19 protein-coding genes are annotated in these 17,596 nt (G+C 73.9%); 7 read left to right on the top strand and 12 right to left on the bottom strand.

What is annotated here, in order from left to right; genetic code table 11:
- Nucleotides 1-37: 37 nt before the first annotated feature.
- From ISOVA_RS00185 to ISOVA_RS00205, 5 genes are all read right to left on the bottom strand, one after another.
- Entirely contained in the window at nt 38-1,621 is a 1,584-nt protein-coding gene (locus tag ISOVA_RS00185; RefSeq protein WP_013837247.1) for an alpha-amylase family protein, read from the bottom strand.
- An 84-nt stretch (nt 1,622-1,705) separates the two neighbouring features.
- Nucleotides 1,706-2,524: a Nif3-like dinuclear metal center hexameric protein gene (locus ISOVA_RS00190; RefSeq protein WP_013837248.1), complete on the bottom strand. Its 819-nt coding sequence runs from the start codon at nt 2,522-2,524 to the stop codon at nt 1,706-1,708.
- Complete coding sequence (locus ISOVA_RS00195; RefSeq protein WP_013837249.1) at nt 2,521-3,342, bottom strand: HAD-IIA family hydrolase; 822 nt, start codon at nt 3,340-3,342, stop codon at nt 2,521-2,523. The genes ISOVA_RS00190 and ISOVA_RS00195 overlap by 4 nt, the downstream gene beginning before the upstream one ends.
- Nucleotides 3,339-4,001, bottom strand: coding sequence for a DnaJ family domain-containing protein (locus tag ISOVA_RS00200; RefSeq protein WP_013837250.1), 663 nt, complete (start codon nt 3,999-4,001; stop codon nt 3,339-3,341). The genes ISOVA_RS00195 and ISOVA_RS00200 overlap by 4 nt, the downstream gene beginning before the upstream one ends.
- Before the next feature lie 9 nt (nt 4,002-4,010).
- Nucleotides 4,011-5,009 (bottom strand): serpin family protein, encoded by a 999-nt coding sequence (locus tag ISOVA_RS00205; RefSeq protein ID WP_013837251.1) that lies wholly within the window; start codon nt 5,007-5,009, stop codon nt 4,011-4,013.
- Nucleotides 5,010-5,058: 49 nt separating this feature from the next.
- Between ISOVA_RS00205 and ISOVA_RS00210 the strand changes: the two genes are divergently transcribed.
- Nucleotides 5,059-6,240 (top strand): aminotransferase class I/II-fold pyridoxal phosphate-dependent enzyme, encoded by a 1,182-nt coding sequence (locus tag ISOVA_RS00210; protein ID WP_013837252.1) that lies wholly within the window; start codon nt 5,059-5,061, stop codon nt 6,238-6,240.
- Nucleotides 6,241-6,465: 225 nt separating this feature from the next.
- Here ISOVA_RS00210 and ISOVA_RS00215 read toward each other — a convergent pair whose 3' ends face one another.
- Nucleotides 6,466-7,179, bottom strand: coding sequence for a PAS and ANTAR domain-containing protein (locus ISOVA_RS00215; protein ID WP_013837253.1), 714 nt, complete (start codon nt 7,177-7,179; stop codon nt 6,466-6,468).
- 223 nt (nt 7,180-7,402) lie between these two features.
- Here ISOVA_RS00215 and ISOVA_RS00220 point away from each other — a divergent pair, with 223 nt between their 5' ends.
- Both ISOVA_RS00220 and ISOVA_RS00225 read left to right on the top strand, forming a co-directional pair.
- Nucleotides 7,403-8,275 carry an SDR family oxidoreductase gene (locus ISOVA_RS00220; protein WP_013837254.1) on the top strand — a complete coding sequence of 291 codons (873 nt, stop codon included), beginning with the start codon at nt 7,403-7,405 and terminating at the stop codon, nt 8,273-8,275.
- A gap of 27 nt (nt 8,276-8,302) precedes the next feature.
- Nucleotides 8,303-8,707: a DUF6098 family protein gene (locus ISOVA_RS00225; RefSeq protein WP_013837255.1), complete on the top strand. Its 405-nt coding sequence runs from the start codon at nt 8,303-8,305 to the stop codon at nt 8,705-8,707.
- Here ISOVA_RS00225 and ISOVA_RS00230 read toward each other — a convergent pair.
- A complete protein-coding gene (locus ISOVA_RS00230; RefSeq protein ID WP_013837256.1) occupies nt 8,668-9,186 on the bottom strand; it encodes a hypothetical protein in 519 nt (172 codons plus the stop codon). The genes ISOVA_RS00225 and ISOVA_RS00230 overlap by 40 nt on opposite strands.
- 114 nt (nt 9,187-9,300) lie before the next feature.
- Here ISOVA_RS00230 and ISOVA_RS17055 point away from each other — a divergent pair, with 114 nt between their 5' ends.
- Together ISOVA_RS17055 and ISOVA_RS17060 are read left to right on the top strand one after the other, a co-directional pair.
- The gene (locus tag ISOVA_RS17055; protein WP_013837257.1) at nt 9,301-10,083 is read left to right on the top strand and encodes an endonuclease/exonuclease/phosphatase family protein; all 783 of its coding nucleotides are present in this window, start codon (nt 9,301-9,303) and stop codon (nt 10,081-10,083) included.
- A gap of 8 nt (nt 10,084-10,091) precedes the next feature.
- Nucleotides 10,092-10,904 (top strand): endonuclease/exonuclease/phosphatase family protein, encoded by an 813-nt coding sequence (locus ISOVA_RS17060; protein ID WP_233275922.1) that lies wholly within the window; start codon nt 10,092-10,094, stop codon nt 10,902-10,904.
- Nucleotides 10,905-10,910: 6 nt separating this feature from the next.
- Here ISOVA_RS17060 and ISOVA_RS00245 read toward each other — a convergent pair whose 3' ends face one another.
- Genes ISOVA_RS00245 through ISOVA_RS00260 form a run of 4 tightly spaced genes read right to left on the bottom strand, consistent with a single transcriptional unit; the run spans nt 10,911 to nt 15,467 of the window.
- Nucleotides 10,911-12,110 carry a zinc-dependent alcohol dehydrogenase gene (locus ISOVA_RS00245; RefSeq protein WP_013837259.1) on the bottom strand — a complete coding sequence of 400 codons (1,200 nt, stop codon included), beginning with the start codon at nt 12,108-12,110 and terminating at the stop codon, nt 10,911-10,913.
- Between the two features lie 2 nt (nt 12,111-12,112).
- A complete protein-coding gene (locus ISOVA_RS00250) occupies nt 12,113-13,105 on the bottom strand; it encodes a carbohydrate ABC transporter permease (RefSeq protein ID WP_013837260.1) in 993 nt (330 codons plus the stop codon).
- Nucleotides 13,102-14,073, bottom strand: a complete 972-nt coding sequence (locus ISOVA_RS00255; RefSeq protein WP_013837261.1) for a carbohydrate ABC transporter permease — start codon at nt 14,071-14,073, stop codon at nt 13,102-13,104. Before ISOVA_RS00255 ends, ISOVA_RS00250 begins: the two co-directional genes overlap by 4 nt.
- On the bottom strand, nt 14,070-15,467 hold the full coding sequence (locus tag ISOVA_RS00260) for an ABC transporter substrate-binding protein (RefSeq protein ID WP_013837262.1): 1,398 nt from the start codon (nt 15,465-15,467) through the stop codon (nt 14,070-14,072). Before ISOVA_RS00260 ends, ISOVA_RS00255 begins: the two co-directional genes overlap by 4 nt.
- Before the next feature lie 166 nt (nt 15,468-15,633).
- Between ISOVA_RS00260 and ISOVA_RS00265 the strand changes: the two genes are divergently transcribed.
- The gene (locus ISOVA_RS00265) at nt 15,634-16,128 is read left to right on the top strand and encodes a DUF6328 family protein (RefSeq protein WP_013837263.1); all 495 of its coding nucleotides are present in this window, start codon (nt 15,634-15,636) and stop codon (nt 16,126-16,128) included.
- Nucleotides 16,129-16,185: 57 nt separating this feature from the next.
- Here ISOVA_RS00265 and ISOVA_RS00270 read toward each other — a convergent pair whose 3' ends face one another.
- Entirely contained in the window at nt 16,186-16,500 is a 315-nt protein-coding gene (locus tag ISOVA_RS00270; RefSeq protein WP_013837264.1) for a CBU_0592 family membrane protein, read from the bottom strand.
- A gap of 181 nt (nt 16,501-16,681) precedes the next feature.
- Between ISOVA_RS00270 and ISOVA_RS00275 the strand changes: the two genes are divergently transcribed.
- Nucleotides 16,682-17,590: a LysR family transcriptional regulator gene (locus ISOVA_RS00275; protein WP_013837265.1), complete on the top strand. Its 909-nt coding sequence runs from the start codon at nt 16,682-16,684 to the stop codon at nt 17,588-17,590.
- The last annotated feature ends 6 nt before the right edge of the window (nt 17,591-17,596 follow it).

Below are 17,596 nucleotides of genomic sequence, written 5' to 3' on the forward strand. Positions count from 1 at the left end.
GTGGGCTGGCGTGGTCGGCGTGGTGGTGTCGTGGCCGTCATCCCGGGGCGTCGTGGACGGCGCGGTCGCGCGGGCGCAGCCAGCGGTAGCCGTACCCGGCGAGCCGGACGCGCGGGCGCACCGCCCCGCCGCCCCCGCGCACGGGCTTCGCGCGGTCGTACGCCTGGTCGGCGAGGACGTCGACGAGCGCGGCGTCGACCGGCGGGTCGGCGTCGAGCGTGACCTCGACGTCGGCGTCGGCGAGGTTGGCGAGCATCACGACGCACGAGCTGCCGTGCGCGTACCGCAGGGCGAGCACCGACGTCGCGGGCCGCCCGTCGGCGCCCGTGACCTCGACGGGCTCGGGCCGCACGAGCCCCGTCTCGGGCAGCCCGAGCCGCGCCCGGATGAGCGCGCCGACGCGGTTGTGCAGCGAGCCGCCGTGCACCGCCTGGTCGGCGACGTTGACGCGGGTGTACGCGTAGGGGCCGTGCGAGATCACGGGCGCGACGAGGTCGTCGGGGTCCGCCTGCGAGAAGCCGGCGTTGCGGCCGTCGGTCCACTGCATGGGCGTGCGCACGGCCTCGCGCTCGGAGCGCGCGAGGTCGTCGCCCATCCCGATCTCGTCCCCGTACCGCAGGATCGGCGGGCCGGGCAGCGAGAAGAGCACGGCGTGCGCGAGCGCGATCCGCCGCGCGTCGCCGTCGAGCATGGGTGCGAGCCGACGGCGGATCCCGCGCCCGTAGACCTGCATGCGCCGCTGCGGCGCGAACGCCTCGAGGACCTCGGCGCGCTCGGCGTCGGACAGGCGCTCGAGGTCGAGCTCGTCGTTGTTGCGCAGCCACTGCGCGTACTGGCCGTGCCGGGGCGGGTCGGGCTGCTGGTCGAGCGCCCACAGCAGCGGCTCGACGTCGGCCTCGCCCAGCAGCACCGCGCCCGCGTTCTGGCGGGTCACGACGTCGCGCATCTGCCGCACGAGCCACTGGCCGTCCTCGGCCGGGTCTGCCTGGCGCGCGCGCTCGACCATGTACGGCACGGCGTCGACGCGGAAGCCCGAGACGCCCAGCCGCAGCCAGAACGTCATGATCCGCTCGAGCTCGTCGCGCACGCGCGGGTTGTCGAGGGCCAGGTCGGGCTCGAACGAGTAGAACGTGTGCCGGTAGAACTGCTGAGCCTCGGAGTCCCACGTCCACACGTCGTCCTCGACCTCGGGGAACATCGGCTCGACGCCGGTCTTCACCGGCTCGTCCGACCACACGTAGTAGTCGCGGTAGCGGCTCGTGCGGCTCGACCGCGCGTCCTGGAACCAGCGGTGCTGGTCGGACGTGTGCTGGCAGACGAGCTCGACGATGACGTGGATGCCCATGTCGTCGGCGGTCTCGAGCAGTCGGGCGACGTCGGCGAGGTCGCCCAGCCGCGGGTCGACCGCGAGGTGGTCGACGACGTCGTAGCCGCCGTCGCGGAACGGCGAGACGTAGAACGGGAGCAGCCAGACCGCCGTCGTGCCCAGGCCGCGCAGGTACGGCAGGCGCTCGATCACGCCCGGCAGGTCGCCCCACCCGTCGCCGTCCGCGTCGTAGAACAGCCGCGGGTCGACCTGGTAGATCACGGCGTTGCCGTACCAGGACGGGCTGATCGTCACGGGCGCACCCTCCCTCGCCGACGGTTCCGGGGCGTGCGCCTCACGCTAGGCGGGCCCCGGGCCACTCGCAGCGCCCCGGGTGCGTCAGGGCGTCGCGTACGCGTCGGGCGTCGCGAGGAACGCGACGTCGACGTCCGGCGCGCGCCGTGCCACGACGTCGCGCAGCCGGTCGGCGAAGAAGCGCATGCCCGCCTGCTCGGAGGGGACGTGCCCGACGACGACCAGACCCGTGCCGAGGACGCGCGCGGCGTCGGTCGCGTACGAGCCGGTCTCCCACTCGTGCGCCTCGCCCACGAGCACGGCGTCGACGTCGTCGCGGCGCAGCAGGCGGCGGTTGCGCGCGAAGCCGCGGAAGCCGAGGTCGAGGGCGGCGCGGCGGACCGGCAGCGCCGGGTCGCCGACGAACCGCAGGGCCCGGGCGTCGAGAGCGCGGGCGGCGTGGGCCGCGAGCTCGCCCAGCGTCGTGGGTCCGACGTCGGCGACGGCGGTGCCGCGCGCGGCCTCGGCCGGGTCGAGGGTCCAGCCGAGCGCACGGGCCGCGCCCTCGTCGACGCCGTCGGGCCGGCGGTCGTGCCAGGCGTCGTGCTGGCGCCAGACGACGATCCCGTGGTCGGCGAGGAACGCCCGCTTGGCGGCGTGCACCGGGTCGCGCTCGGCCTCGAGCTCGGCGTCGGCGGCGCCGAGGTGGTCGTAGAAGAGCGGCTCGTGCGTGACGACGACGTTCGCGCCCGCGGCGACCGCGCGCTCGAGCACCTCGAGCGTCGCGAGCGTCGTCACCGCGACCCCGCGCACGACGGCGGACGGGTCGCCCGCGACGACGCCGTCGACCGTCGTGGGCCGCGCGGGCACGCCGAGCTCCGCGGCGGCGAGGTCGACGAGCTCGCCCGCGGTGAGCGGGCTCACCCGCCACCCTCGCGCTCGAGCAGGGCAGGCAGCGCGGTGACGTCGTCGACGACGTGGTCGGCGTCGGGCAGGTCACGGTCGCCCTGCTGGCGCGCGAACTTGCCGGTGCGCACGAGGACCGTGCGGACGCCCGCCGCGCGGCCCATCGCGACGTCGGACGAGCGGTCGTCGCCGACGACCCACGTGCGCTCCGGCGGCGGCTCAGGGCTGACCGTGCCCACCGCGAGGCGGAGGAAGTCGACGCTCGGCTTGCCGAGCGTGCGGGCGCTGACCTGGGCGGCGTGCTCGATCGCCGCGACGACCGAGCCGGTGTCGATCGTGGGCCTCCCGCCGGACAGGAACCACCGCCCGTGCTGCAGCGCGACCAGCTCGGCGCCGTCGAGCACGGGCCGGAACGCCGCGTCGAGCGACTCGTAGGTGAGGATGCCGCGCGTGTCGCCCACGACGACGTGCGTCGGGTCGTCGTCCGGCCCCACGACGTCGACGCTCGCGGCGAGCTGGTCGCGCACCGCGTCGACGGCCAGGACGTGGACGCGCGCGCCGGGGTGCTGCGCGAAGTAGGCGGCCGCGGCGTCGACGGGCGTGAAGAGCTCCGACGCGTCGAGCTCGAGGCCCATGCGCCGCAGCGTCGTGAGCAGCGACGCCGAGTCCTGCGAGTCCGTGTTGGTGACGAACCGGACCGCGCGGCCCAGGTCGCGCAGCGCGCGGACCGCCTCGTCCGCGCCCGGGATCAGCCCGTCGCCGGCGTAGACCGTGCCCTGGAGGTCGAGGAGGACGGTGCCCGTCGGGGGGCCTGCCGGCGTGCCTGCGGCGCTCATGCGCGCCGCCACCAGCGCCGGCGCCGGGTCTCGCGGCCGCGCTCGTCCGCGCGCTCGTCCGCGTTCTCGTCGTCGTTCCGCGCACGGTCGGCGGACGCCGGGGCGTCGCGGCGCACGCCGAGCGCCGCACGGCGCTCGCGCCACCGCGCGACCTCGCGCTCGACGTCGCGCGTGGGCGTGACGACGGGCGGACCGCCCATGAGCTGGCGCCGCGCGTCGATCACGCGTGCGTTGAAGTCCTCGACGAGCTTCCGCACGCGGTCCTCGGACGACTCGCGGTCGAGCACCTGGTCGAGCTCGGCGTCGTCCTTGCGGAGCTGCGCGGGCGGCAGGATCCCGGTGATCTGCTCGCGCTCGACGAGGTTCTTGAGCCACCAGTCCGGGTCGTAGGAGCCCTTGAGCCCGGGGATCGGCTTGCCCGCGAGCGGGAGGTCGTCGAACTCGCCGCGCCGGATCGCCTGGTCCACGACGGTGTCGACCCAGCGCGCCCGGTCGTCCATGCGCAGGCGCGGGCCGGCGTCCTGCTCGGCCGGGCCGTCCGACCCGTCGTCGTGCCCGTCGTCGGAGCGCGTCTCGGCGCGCTCCCGGGCGGTCTCGCGGTCCACGCGGTACTGCGTCGCGCGCCGGACCGGGTCGTCGCCGAGGTCCTTGCGTGCCATGACCCCACGCTAGCGCCGGGGGTCGCGGACCGCGGCGAGGAACAGCGGCCACGACGTCTCGGTGTGGTCGACCGTGAGGAGGAACGGGCGGTCGAGGTGCAGCTCGACCTCCTGCACGGCCACCAGGCCGGACACCGCCTCGGCGCCGATCTCCGTGACGGCGGCGGCACGGGTGCCGCCCTGGTCGACGAGCAGGACGGCCTGCTGGAACGCCTGGCCCACGACCAGGTCCTCGGGGCCGATGCCCGAGAGGTCGGCGGTGGCGGCGTCGAGGGCCGCGTCGACGGCGGCGAGCAGGTCCGGCGTGGCGCTCGCGGGATCGGTGCCCTCGGGCGGGAGCAGCACGTCGGTGTGGAAGGCCTCGACGTACGGCAGGCGGGCGGCGCGCCAGCCGTCGACCTCGGCGTACGGCACGTCGACGAGGGCCGACATGGTCTCGACGTCGACGACGCGCGTGGCGCCCGGCGACGTGAGGTCGGTGCGCTGGATCCCGGCGTCGAACTGTTCCGCGAGCGCGGCGAGGTACTCCTCGGAGACCGGGTAGTCCTCGTGGACCACGACCTGGTCGGCGAGGTGGAGCACGGGCCGCTCGGGCAGCTCGTCGTCCTGCACGACGGCGGGATCGCCGTCGTAGGCGGCGAGCGCCGTGCGCAGGGCGGCGAACGCGTCGCGGCGGGCGTCGCCCTCGGCGCCGAGCACCGACTCGAGCTCGGTCAGCGTCCGTCCGCGCGCACCCTCGGTGAGCATCGCGAGCGCGACGGCGACGCTCGCGGGCGAGACGACGGCGTCGCCGTCCTGCGGGGCGTGGCCGAGCGTGACGGTACCGATGCGCCGGGTCGCGGCGACGACGTCGGGCATCGCGCCCGCGTCGTCGAGCGCGACGGTCCGGGCCGTGACGCCGGGCGCGCGCTCGACGCCCTCGTCGAGGGGCGGTGCACCCGCGCACGCCCCGAGCAGCGTGGCACCCAGGACGGCGACGGCGAGGGCGGAGACGGTGCGGCGCGTCATGCCCTGTCTGTGTCCCGGCAGCGCGGGGCCTTGCGGGCATGATGGGCGCATGAAGGTGTCGCGCCGCAGCCACGTGCCCCCGTTCGCCGTCATGGAGATCCTCGCGGCGGCCAACGCGCGCCGCGAGGCGGGCTTCGACGTGCTGAGCCTGTGCGCGGGCGAGCCGTCGACCGGGGCGTCCGACGTCGTGCGGTCGCGTGCCGCGGAGCTGCTGCGCACGGCGGACCTCGGCTACACCGAGGCGATGGGCGTGCCGGCGCTGCGGGCCGAGATCGCCGCGCACTACGACCGCTGGTACGGCGCGCGCGTCGACCCCGACCGCATCGCCGTCACGACCGGCTCGAGCGGCGGGTTCGTGCTCGCGTTCCTCGCCGCGTTCGACGTCGGCGACCGCGTCGCGCTCGCGCGGCCCGGCTACCCGGCCTACAAGAACATCCTCGCGGCGCTCGGGTGCGAGGTCGTCGAGCTCGACTGCGGGCCGGAGACCCGCTACCAGCCGACGGTCCCCCAGCTCACGGAGGCGTACTACGAGGGCGGGCTCGACGGGCTCATCGTGGCCTCGCCCGCGAACCCGACCGGCACGATGATCGCGCCCGCCGAGCTCGAGGCGGTCGCCACCTGGTGCGGCGAGCACGACGTGCGCCTGATCAGCGACGAGATCTACCACGGCATCGCCTACGGCGAGGATGTACAACAGGCCACCGCCGCGATGTACACGGAGGCGGGTGCCGTCGTCGTGAACTCGTTCTCCAAGTACTGGGCCATGACCGGCTGGCGGCTCGGCTGGCTCGTGCTGCCCGAGGAGCTCGTCGCGCCGGTCGGCGCGCTCGCGGGCAACGTCGCGCTGTCCCCGCCCGCGCTCGCGCAGCACGCGGGCATCGCGGCGTTCAGCCCCGAGGGGTACGCGGCCGCGGCCGACAACGTGGCGCGGTACGCGACGTCGCGCGCGGCGCTCCTCGACCGCGTGCCCGAGCTCGGGTGGCGGCCCGTCGCCCCCGCCGACGGCGCGTTCTACCTGTACGGGAACGTGTCCGAGTACTGCGCGCGCATCGGCGGCGACTCGGTCGAGTACTGCGCGCGCCTCCTCGCCGAGGCCGACGTCGCCATCACACCCGGCACCGACTTCGACGGCGTCCGCGGGCGCGACTGGGTGCGGCTGTCGTTCGCCGCCGCGCCCGACGTCGTCGCGCGCGCCGTCGACCGCATCGTCGCCTGGCAGCAGACCCTCTGACCCCGCCGAGGTAGCGCTGCACGGCGCGAAGTAGCGCTGGATCTCGCGAAGTAGCGCTGCACGGCGCGAAGTAGCGCTGGACCTCGCGAGGTAGCGCTGCGTTCGCGCTACCTCGGCGAAAAACGCGCTACCTCGGCGAGAGACGCGCTACCTCGGCGAGAGACGCGCTACCTCGGCGAAAAGCGCGCTACCTCGCGGAGAGACGCGCTACCTCGCCGGGGTGGGTCAGCCGGCGGTGAGCATGCCGCGGTCGGTGCCACCGCTCTCGGGCTCGGGCGGCACGGGCACGGGCGCGGCGAGGAACTCGGCGATCTCGTCGCGCGTCGGGAACGCGGTGAGCCCTGGCCGGCTGAACCAGTGGATGAGCCACACCGCGAGCTCGCGCACGGGCACGTTGAGGCGGTTGGACGCGGTGCGCAGCTCGTCGAAGGCGCCCTCGGCGTCGACGCCGTAGGCGACCATGAGCACGCCCTTGGCCTGCTCGATGGCGGCGCGTCGCTCGGCGGACGCGCGGATCGACTCGGTCGCCTCGCGCTGCGCGGCCTCGCGCTGCGCCTCCGTGACGTCGATGAAGTAGCCGACGAGCTCGGTGACCTCGCCGGTCTCGGGGTCGCGCCGGCCCTGGCCAGTCACGGCGAGAGTGCGGACCTTGCCCTGCGCGTCGAAGATGCGGTGCACCGAGCTGAACGGCTCGCCGGTCAGGGCGGCCTCGCGCAGCACGCCGTCGACGCGCGCACGGTCGTCGGGGTGCTTGTGGGACAGCATCATCTCGGTCGTCGGGACGACGTCGCCCGGCTGGAAGCCGTGCATGACGTAGACCTCGTCGGACCACACCCAGCGGGCGGTCTTGAGGTCCAGTCGGTATCGGCCGACGGGTGGCTTCGCTCCTGACGCCAGGGCGGCCTCCACGGCCTCGTCGAAGGGGGCACTCTCGTTCACGGACGTCTCCCTCGGCGGGTCGCGACCGGGGAGCATGGGCTCCCCGCGATTAGGCAGGACGGGTCCGGCGGTGCCGGGCCCGGGGAAGACCGATCGGTGGGACGCCGTGGGCGCCTACTGAACGGGTGTCCAAAAGGTACCCCGTGCGAGCGGGTTCTCGCCCTTCTAGCGTGAGCCTGCGGTCGAGGAACGGCCACTCGAGACCCCGCTCCTGGAGGAAGAGATGTCGACGCAGTCCGGTGACCAGCAGGGATTCCCTCCGCAGCAGCAGGAGCCGCCGGGTCTCACGGAGCCCATGACGCCCGAGCCGGACCACGGGGAGTCGTCGTACCAGGGGTCGGGGAAGCTCACGGGCCGCCGCGCGCTCATCACCGGCGGCGACTCGGGCATCGGCCGCGCGGTCGCGATCGCCTTCGCGCGCGAGGGGGCCGACGTCGCGATCAGCTTCCTGCCCGAGGAGCGCACCGACGCCGAGACGACCGCCCGGTGGGTCGAGGAGGCGGGCACGCGCTGCCTCCTGCTCCCGGGCGACATCACCGACGAGCAGACCGCGCGCGAGACCGTGCGCAAGGCCGTGAGCGGCCTGGGCGGCCTCGACGTCCTTGTCAACAACGCCGGGTTCCAGATGGCCCGCCGCCAGTCGATCGCCGACATCACGAGCGAGGACCTCGACCGCGTCCTCAAGACGAACCTCTACGCGCTCTTCTGGATCACGCAGGAGGCGCTCAACCACATGGGTCAGGGGTCGGCGATCATCAACAACTCGTCGATCCAGGCGTACGAGCCCTCGACGACGCTGCTCGACTACGCGTCGACCAAGGCGGCCATCAACAACTTCACGGTCAACCTCGCGGCGGAGGTCGGCGAGCGCGGCATCCGCGTCAACGCCGTGGCGCCGGGCCCGATCTGGACGCCGCTGCAGCCCGCCACGCAGTACGAGGAGAAGATCGAGACGTTCGGCACCGACACCCCGCTGGGCCGGGCCGGCCAGCCCGCCGAGCTCGCGCCGGCGTTCGTGTTCCTGGCCTCCGAGGTGACGGCGTCGTACGTCTCCGGGACCGTGCTGGGCGTGACCGGCGGCAAGCCGGTCTTCTGACGCGGCGACACGCAGCGGACCACCGACATGAGAACCGTCTCCTCGCTCGCCGAGGTCGCCGACCTGGCCACCTCCCGGGCACCGCTCTTCGTCCGTTTCAGCGCAGGCCCCGAGGCGGACTCCTCGGAGGTGAGCCGCGACCACGAGTCGGGCTGCGAGCTGCCCGGGCTCTCCGTCAACCCGCTCAACCCCGAGCCGTGGTTCGACCGGCCCGTGCAGCACTGGGTCGCGCGGCAGTTCGTCCAGTACGCCCACCTGGGCGAGAACGGGCGGTACGCGTGGGTCCTGGCGGGCCGCGTCGTCGGGCGCGGGCCCGACTGCGAGCCGCTCGTGGCCGACGTCGAGCCGGTCGCGCGCATCCCCGACGAGGTCGTGCGCGAGGCGCGCGACCTCTACGAGGACGTGTTCGACGCCGGGCAGGACGGCACGTAGCGGCCGTTCACCTGCTCGCGCAGCGCGCGCACGATCGGCAGCAGGTGGCTGTAGTCGCAGTCGTGCTCGGCGAGGCACGCCACCTTGCTCGCGACGACGTCGGTGGCCTGCAGCACGGGCACCCGCACCGCGAGGACCTCCATGGTCTCGGCGGCCTCGAGCAGCCGCTCGTCGACCGGTTCGCCGCCGAGCACGTAGATGACGTCGACGAGCGCCTCGTGGTGGTAAGCCTTGAACAGCCAGTCCTCGGCGGGCTCGCGCAGCTCGAGGCCGGCCTTGCTCAGCGCCTCGCGCGCGGTGTCGGCGTCCTCGGCGCGGATGACGAAGTCGACGTCGTGGCTCGGCTCCGGGCCGCCGCGCGCGAACGCCGCGTACCCGCCGCACAGCGCGTACTGGATGCCTGCCTCGCGCAGCGCGACCGCGCTCAGGCGCACGGCGTCGCGCAGGTGCTCGCGCTCGTCCCGCGTCAGATGGGCCATGGGTTCTCCCGGGTCACCGATCCATGGTGCACGCGATCGCGCGCGTTCGCCGGGTGCCCGACGGCGTGCCGCCGGGGGTGCGACGACCTGCGGCTCCGCACAGAATCGGCTGTGATGACCACGAGCCTGCGGATCGCGACCTTCAACATCCTCCACGGGCGGTCCCTGTCCGACGGCGAGGTGCACCTCCGGAGGTTCGGCAGAGCCGTCGCGGGGCTCGACGCCGACATCCTGGCGATGCAGGAGGTCGACCGCGACCAGCCGCGCTCGACGAGCGCCGACCTCACGAGCGTCGCCGCCGAGGCCGCGGGCGCGCCGTACCACCGCTTCGCCGCGACGCTGCACGGCGAGCCCGGTGTGTGGTCGGCCGCGACGGGCGAGGCGCAGCCCGGCGTCGCCGAGTACGGCATCGCGATCGTGAGCCGCCACCCGGTGATCCGGTGGCGGCGCCTCGCCCTGCCCGCCCTGCCGATCCGGTGGCCGCTCATGCTCAAGGACCGGCCGCCGATCCTCGTCAAGGACGAGCCCCGGGCGGCGCTCGCGGCCATGATCGACGTGCCGGGCGGCCCGCTCACGGTCGTCTCGACCCACCTGACGTTCCTGCCGGGGTGGAACGCGGTGCAGATCCGGCGCCTGTGGTGGGCGTGCCGGCACCTGCCGCGCCCGCTCGTCGTCGCGGGCGACCTCAACCTGCGCGGCCGTATCCCGGCGCGGCTCACGGGCTGGCGGCCGCTCGCCGAGGCGCCGACGTACCCGCTCGAGGAGCCCGTCCACCAGATCGACCACATCCTCGGGTCCGGGCCCGTGCACGCGGTCGGGCCGGGCGGCGCGGTCCACACGGGCACGTCCGACCACCGCGCGCTCGTCGCCGAGGTCTCCTGCGGCGGTGCGGCGTGATCCGGCTCGTGACGTTCAACGTCCGCCACGGCCGCGGGGACGACGGCCGCGTGGACGCCGCGCGGCTCGGCGCGGCGCTCGCCGCGCTCGACCCCGACGTCGTGGCGCTCCAGGAGGTCGACCGCGCCCAGGACCGCTCGGAGCGGGCCGACCTGCTCGGCGCGGTCGAGGAGGCGATCGGCGCGCGCGAGACGCGCTTCGTCCCGACCCTCACGGGCCAGGTCGGACTCGCCCGGCACGTCCGTACATCTGCGGAAAGTGCGGATGTACAGAAGGTGTCGTCCCTGCTCAGGACGTGGTCCGGCCGCCGGCGCGCCCGTGGCGACGAAGCCGACGGGCCCTCGTACGGCATCGCGCTGCTCTCGCGGCACCCCGTGAGCGCGTGGCGCCGCCTGCGGCTGCCGACCGTCACGCCGTACCTCGTCGGCCTCCAGCTCGGCCCGGACGAGCCCCGCGCGGCGCTCGCCGCGGTCGTCGAGACGCCCGACGGGCCGCTCACCGTCGTGGGCACGCACCTGTCGTCGTGGGGCCGCTGGAACCGGGCGCAGCTCTGGTCCCTGCGGCGGCACCTGCGCGCGGCGCCGCGACCGCTCGTGCTGCTGGGCGACCTCAACATCCGCGGCGCGCTAGCCTCCCGGATCACGGGGTGGCGCGAGCTCGTCCACGTGCCGACGTACCCGGCGGCCCGGCCGTTCCTGCAGATCGACCACGTGCTCGCCGACGGGGACGTCGACGCCGCGGGCCCCGCACGCGCGCTCGACCTCGGGCTGAGCGACCACCGCGCGGTCGTCGTCGACGTGACGCTCGGGCGGCGCCCCTGACGGGCGTCAGGCCCAGGGGTCCAGGACGACCTTGATGCAGCCGTCCTCCTTCTTCTGGAACATGCGGTAGGCGTCGGGCGCCTGCTCGAGCGACATGCGGTGCGTGCCCAGGTCCAGGACGCCGAGCGGGTCGGCGGGGTCCTGGACCAGCGGCAGCACGTCGGGCAGCCAGCGCCGCACGTTCGCCTGGCCCATGCGCACGGTGACCTGCTTGTCGAACAGCTGCATGAGCGGCAGCGGGTCCTTCGCTCCCCCGTACACGCCGCTGATCGACACGGTCCCGCCGCGCCGCACGACGTCGATCGCCGTGTACAGGGCGGCGAGGCGGTCGCCGCCGGCCTTGCCCACGAAGGGCGCGGCCACGGCGTCGGGCAGGAACCCGACGGCCTTCTGCGTGAGCTCGGCGAGCGGGGACCCGTGCGCCTCCATGCCGACCGCGTCGATGACGCAGTCGGCCCCGCGCCCGTCGGTCACCGCGCGCACCGCCTCCAGGACGTCGCCGTCGCCCGTGCGGTTGAGGTCGAGCACCTCGACGCCGTGCCGCGCGGCCATGGCGATGCGCTCGGGCACCTGGTCGACCCCGACGACGTGCCCGGCGCCCTTGTGCAGCGCGATGCGCGCGCACATCTGCCCGATCGGGCCCAGCCCGAGCACGACCACGCTCGAGCCCGGCGCGACGTCCGCGTACTCGACGGCCTGCCACGCCGTGGGGACCACGTCCGACAGGTAGAGCCACTGCTCGTCCGGGCTGCCGTCGTCGGGCACGACGATCGGTCCGTACTGCGCCTGCGGGACGCGCAGGTACTGCGCCTGCCCGCCCGGGACGGAGCCGTAGAGCCGCGTGTAGCCGAAGAGCGCGGCCCCCTTGTCGTGCTCGCGGACCTGCGTGGTCTCGCACTGCGACTGCAGGCCGCGGGAGCACATGAAGCAGGTCCCGCACGAGATGTTGAACGGCACGACGACGCGGTCGCCGACCTTGAGGTCGCCCGCCTCGGGGCCGACCGCCTCCACGACCCCCATCGCCTCGTGCCCGAGGACGTCCCCCGCGTCGAGGAACATGCCGAGGATGCCGTACAGGTGCAGGTCGGAGCCGCAGATCGCCGTCGAGGTCACGCGGACCACCGCGTCGTTCGGGGCGACGATCGTCGGGTCGTCGACCGTCTCGACCGACACGTCCTCCCGGCCCTGCCACGTGAGAGCGCGCATGCTCATCCCTTCGATCCGGTGGTGGAGATGCCCTGGACGAAGTGCCGCTGGCCCAGGAAGAACAGGACGATCATGGGGATCGTCGTGATGACCGACGCCGTGACGACGATCTCCCACTGCGACTCGCCGCCCGGACCGAACTGGTCGATGAGCGCCTTGAGGCCGCGCGGGATGGTGTAGGTCGAGGAGTCCTGGAGGTAGACGAGCGGCCTCATGAGGTCGGTCCACGACGCCTGCGCCTCGAAGAGGAACGTCAGGACGATCGCCGGCCGGCACAGCGGCACCGCGATCCTCCAGAACATCGTCCAGTTGTTCGCGCCGTCGAGCTTCGCGGCCTCGAACGGCTCGCGCGGCAGCCCGAGGAAGAACTGCCGCAGCAGGAAGATGTAGAACGCCGACCCGAACAGGTTGCCGGCCCACAGGGGCACGTTCGTCCCGACGAGCCCGAGCGAGTTCCAGATGAGGAACGTCGGGATGAGCGTGACCGCGCCCGGCAGCATCATCGTCGCGAGCACGAGCCCGAACAGCGCGCCGCGGCCGCGGAACCGGAAGTACGCGAAGCCCCAGGCCACGAGGGCCGAGGAGATCGTCACGGTCCCCGCGGCGAGCACGGTCACGACGAGCGTGTTGACCAGCCACAGCGCGAGCGGGGCCTCCTGCCACACCGTGACGTAGTTGTCGAGCGTGGGCGTCGCCGGGATGAGCCGGTTGTCGAACACCTCGGCGCGCGGCTTGAACGACGCCGACAGCAGCCAGATCAGCGGGTAGACGAAGGCCACGGTGAGCGCCACGAGCGTCGTGATCACGATCGCGCGCAGCCAGCGTCGCCGCGCGGGCTCGGGGCGGCGCGGGCCGCCCGGGGCGCCGACGCGCGGGAGGGCTGCCACCTGCGGGGGCGACGCCGGTGCACCCGTGCCGGCCACCGCCGTCGGGCCGGGAGCCGGGCCCGGCGCCGGGTCGACGGCGGGCGGGCCGCCGGCCGGGACGGCGGTCATCGCTGCTCCCCCTCGTAGTAGACGAGCCGCCGCGACACGAGGAGCTGCACCGCGGTGACGAGCATGATGACGACGAAGAGCAGCCAGGCCAGCGCGGACGCGTAGCCCATGTTGAGCTGCTCGAAGCCCTGCCGGAACAGGTAGATGACGTAGAACAGCGCGGCGTCGTTGGAGTACGTCGAGTTGCCCGCCCCGAAGTACGCCGAGTACGCCTCGGTGAACATCTGGAACGCCGCGATGGTGTTGACCACCGTGACGAAGAAGAGCGCGCCGCTGATCATGGGGAGCGTGACGGCGCGCGTGCGGCGCCACCAGCTCGCGCCGTCGACGCGCGCGGCGTCGTAGAGCTCGGTCGGCACGTCGCGCAGCGCCGCGAGCAGGATGATGACCGAGGACCCCACGCTCCACAGGCTGATGAGCGCGAGGCCCGGCTTGATCCACGCCGCGTCGGTGGTCCAGGACGGCCCGGTGATGCCGAACCAGCCGAGCACCTCGTTGACCAGCCCGTACTGCCCGTTGAACAGCAGCAGGAGCAGCACGCCCACCGCGACCGGCGGCGTCATCTTGGGGATGAAGAACGCGGTGCGGAAGAATCCGGCCGACCGTCCCGCCTGGTTGAGCAGCAGCGCGAGCGCGAGGGCGACCACGACGTAGAGCGGCACCTGGATGACCGTGTAGACGAACGTGTTGTACAGGGCCAGGGCGACCTTGGGGTCCGCTGCCATGCGCTCGTAGTTCTCGAGCCCGACGAACGACGGGTCGGTGAGGACGTCGTAGTCGGTCAGCGAGAGGTAGGCGCTGTAGAGGATCGGCCACGCCGTGAAGACGAGGAACCCCACGATCCACGGGCTGATGAAGCGCAGCCCGGCGTTCCGCTCGCGCCGTGAGCTCACGGACGCGCGGCGGCGTCGCGGCGACGGTGCGGCGGGCGCCCCGCGTGCCGCGGGGGCCGCCGCGGCCGAGGTCACGAGTTGTCCTCCTCCCACGTCGCCCACGCCTCGTCGAGAGCGGACTGCGCCTCCTGCTGGGCCTGGGCGAGCGCGTCGGCGGGCTCCTGCTGCCCGTTGAGGACGCGGTTGACGGCGTCCTGCCACGCGGTCTTGAACTCGGCGTCGGCGGGGTTCGCCGGGAGGGTGAACGCGGCCTCGTTGGCCTCGTACATCGCGTCGATCGCGTCGGACCACGGCGCCGGGGCGTCGGTCGGCACGAGCTCGGAGCGGATCTGCTCGTCGGCCTCCTCGTTGCCCGTGAGCACGCCCGTGAACACGAGGCCGTTCGCCTCGCGGTCCGACGCGCGGGCCTCGGCGGCGGCGAGCCAGGACTCGGTCTCGGTCATGGTCTTGGCGAACAGGCACGCGGCCTGCGGGTTGGCGCTGCCGCGCGGGACCGCCCAGGCCGAGCCCGTCGCGAACGCGATCGCCTCGCCGTCGGTGCCGCGGAACGCGTCGAACGCGAGCGGGGCGTCGGGCGAGACCTCGTTGAGCACGTTGATGTACCACTGCTCCATGGGCATCGCGCCGAGCGTGCCGGAGGCGAACTGGTTGCCCGCCCCGAAGAAGTCGGCCGAGTCGCGGAACGTCTTGACGGCGGGGAAGCCGCCCTGGGCGTCGTAGACGCCGACGGCGAACTCGAGCGCCTCGACGACGTCCGGGTCGTCGAGCTGGGCCGTGCGGCCGTCCTCGGAGAGCAGGTCCTTGCCGGCGGTCTTCGCCCACAGCGGCAGGAACTCGGGCAGCTTGGAGTCGTACCCGATCACGGAGAGCTTGCCGCCCTCGTTCGCCATGATCGCCTCGTTGGCGGCCTGGATCGTCTCGCGGTCGGAGCCGTTGACGTCCTCGACGGTGAAGCCCGCGGCGCTCAGCAGGTCGGCGTTGGCCATCGTGAGCTGGACCTGGTTGAACTCGGGGATGCCGTACACCTGGTCGTCGAACGTCACCTGCGCGAGCGCGGCGTCGCGGTAGGCGTCGACGTCGATCTCGTGCGCCTCGATGCACTCGTCGAGCGGGATGATCGCGCCGCGGGAGGCGAACGTCCCGATCTGGTCGCGGTTGGCGTAGACGATGTCGGGCGGGTTGCCGGACGCGACGGCGGACAGGAAGGCCTGGATGTCGAGCTCGCCCTCGGCGAGGCGGACGTCGACGTCCCCCAGCGCCTCGAGCGCGCGCTCGTACCGCACCGTCGCGATCTCGTCACCGGTGCCGAAGCCCATGATGGACAGCCGGTCGCCCGGCTCGGCGCCGAAGTCGACGCCGCCACCCTCGGAGTCGCCCTCGTCCTGGCTCTGGGTCCCCTGCGCGCACGCGGCGAGGGCGAGTGCCGTCGCGACGGCGAGCACGATCGTGGACGGCAGCTTTCTGCGCACGTTCCCGCTCCTTCTTCACGGTCCGGCCGGATCTCGACCGGCACCGCCACTGTCCGTCCGGGCCAGGGCACTCGCACGAGAAGCGCTTCTCCGCGCGCGTGCTCCGCGGGCGCGGGGCACGATGCACACCGGGCGCGCGAAGTGCGCGGACGAGGGAAGGAGCCTCATGGCGGACGCCGTGGCGGGCCTCGGCGGCCCCTCGCACGGGGGCCGGCGGGAGACGGTCGAGGAGCGCTCGGACCGCAACTGGGCCGAGCTGCTGCAGGAGCTGCGCGTGATGCAGACCGGGGTGCAGATCCTCACCGGCTTCCTGCTGACGCTGCCGTTCCAGCCCCGGTTCGCGGACCTCGACGCCTACCAGCGCGCGGTCTACCTCGTGCTGGTGGTGCTGTCCGTGGCGACGACGGGCATGCTCGTCTCCCCCGTCGCGCTGCACCGTGCGCTCTTCCGCAAGCACCTCAAGCCGCAGACGGTCACCGGTGGCGACCGCATGACGCGCGTCGCGATCGTCCTGCTCGCGTTCGTGATGACGGGGACGGTCCTGCTGATCTTCGACGTCGTGGTGGACCGCACCGCGGGCCTGGTCGTCGGCGCCTCGATCCTGGGCGTCCTGCTGTTCCTGTGGGCGGTCGTGCCCGCCGTCGTGCGCCGGCGCGGCTGACGCCCACGACGGCGGCACGCGGCGCGGGGTGCACCCGCCGGGCGGGTGCGGCGCGGGTCAGGCCGCGAGGTCGACGGCCGCGGCGGCCGGGCGGTCGCCCGCGGCGTCGCGCGCCTCGCGCCGGGCGCGGGCGATCGCTACGAGCGCCTGGGAGCCGATGAGCATCCAGGCAGCGTTGGCCGCGGCGGACGGCCACACGCCGTTGACCGCCGCGACGAGGAACATCAGCGTCGCACCGCACATGTTCGCGACCTGGAACGGCAGCGAGCTGGGCGACCAGCGGCCCCGGGTGACCATGCCGTAGGCGACCAGCCCGGCGACCGCGCCGACCCAGCCGAGTGCGGTGACGAGCGTCAGCATCGAGAACGACATGCAAGCCTCCTGGCAGCACGACGTGGTGACACGCTCGCGCGCGTCACGACAGGGGGGATGAGATGTGGACGCCGGTGACCGGGGAAGGGGTGTGCACCGGCCGGCGACACCCCTATGGTGCGGCACTCAGTTGCTTCAGCACAATCGAATCTTTCTGCATCCAGCCAGTTAGCATCGCTACATGGCAACCGACCCACGAAGACTTGCCTTCCTCCTTGCCGTGCACCGCGCGGGGGGCGTGCTCGCGGCAGCGGATCTTCTGCACGTCACCCCGTCCGCGGTGTCCCAGCAGATCGCCCGGCTCGAGGCCGAGGAGGGCTACGCGGTGCTCGACCGCGGGCCGCGCGGCGTCACGCTCACGGCGGCGGGCCGCGTGCTCGCGGACGCGGCCGAGCGGATCGAGGCCGAGCTGCTCGAGGCGCGCCAGGCGATCGCCGCGCTCGGCGAGGGCGTCACGGGACAGGTCAAGCTCGGGGCGTTCCAGACGGCGATCCGCGCGGTCGTCGCGCCCACGCTCGCCGCCCTGGCCGAGCGCCACCCCGGCGTCGAGGTCGACGTGCGCGAGCACGAGCCCGCCGAGGCCGTGCGCATGCTGCGCGCAGGCGACCTCGACGTCGTCCTGCTCGAGCGCGACGTCGACGTCGACGCCCCGGCCCCGCGCGGCGCGCACGACGTCCCGCTGCTCGACGAGCCGTGGCGGCTCGTCGTCCCGACGTCGATGCCGACGCCCGAGCGCATCGACGACCTGCGCGACGTCACGTGGATCGGCCCCGAGGCCGGCACGGCCGCCGACCGCGCGCTGCGCCGGCTGTCGCGCGCGCTCGGCGCCACGCCCACCACGCGCCACGCCTACTTCGACTTCGACACCGCGCTCGCGCTCGTCGCCGCGGGGCAGGGCGTCGCGATGCTGCCGTCGCTCGCGCTCCAGGGCGGGGACGTGCCCGACGGCGTCGAGGTCGTCGGGCTTCCCGGGCTCGGCTCGCGGCGGCTCGTCGTGCGGCACCGCGCGACGCGGCACGAGCCCAGCCGCGCCGTGCGCGCCGTCGTCGACGCGATGGTCGACGTCGCGCGCGACCTCGAGCTCGCCTAGCCCGTC

This window comes from Isoptericola variabilis 225, assembly GCF_000215105.1.
Taxonomy (GTDB): Bacteria; Actinomycetota; Actinomycetes; order Actinomycetales; family Cellulomonadaceae; genus Isoptericola; species Isoptericola variabilis_A.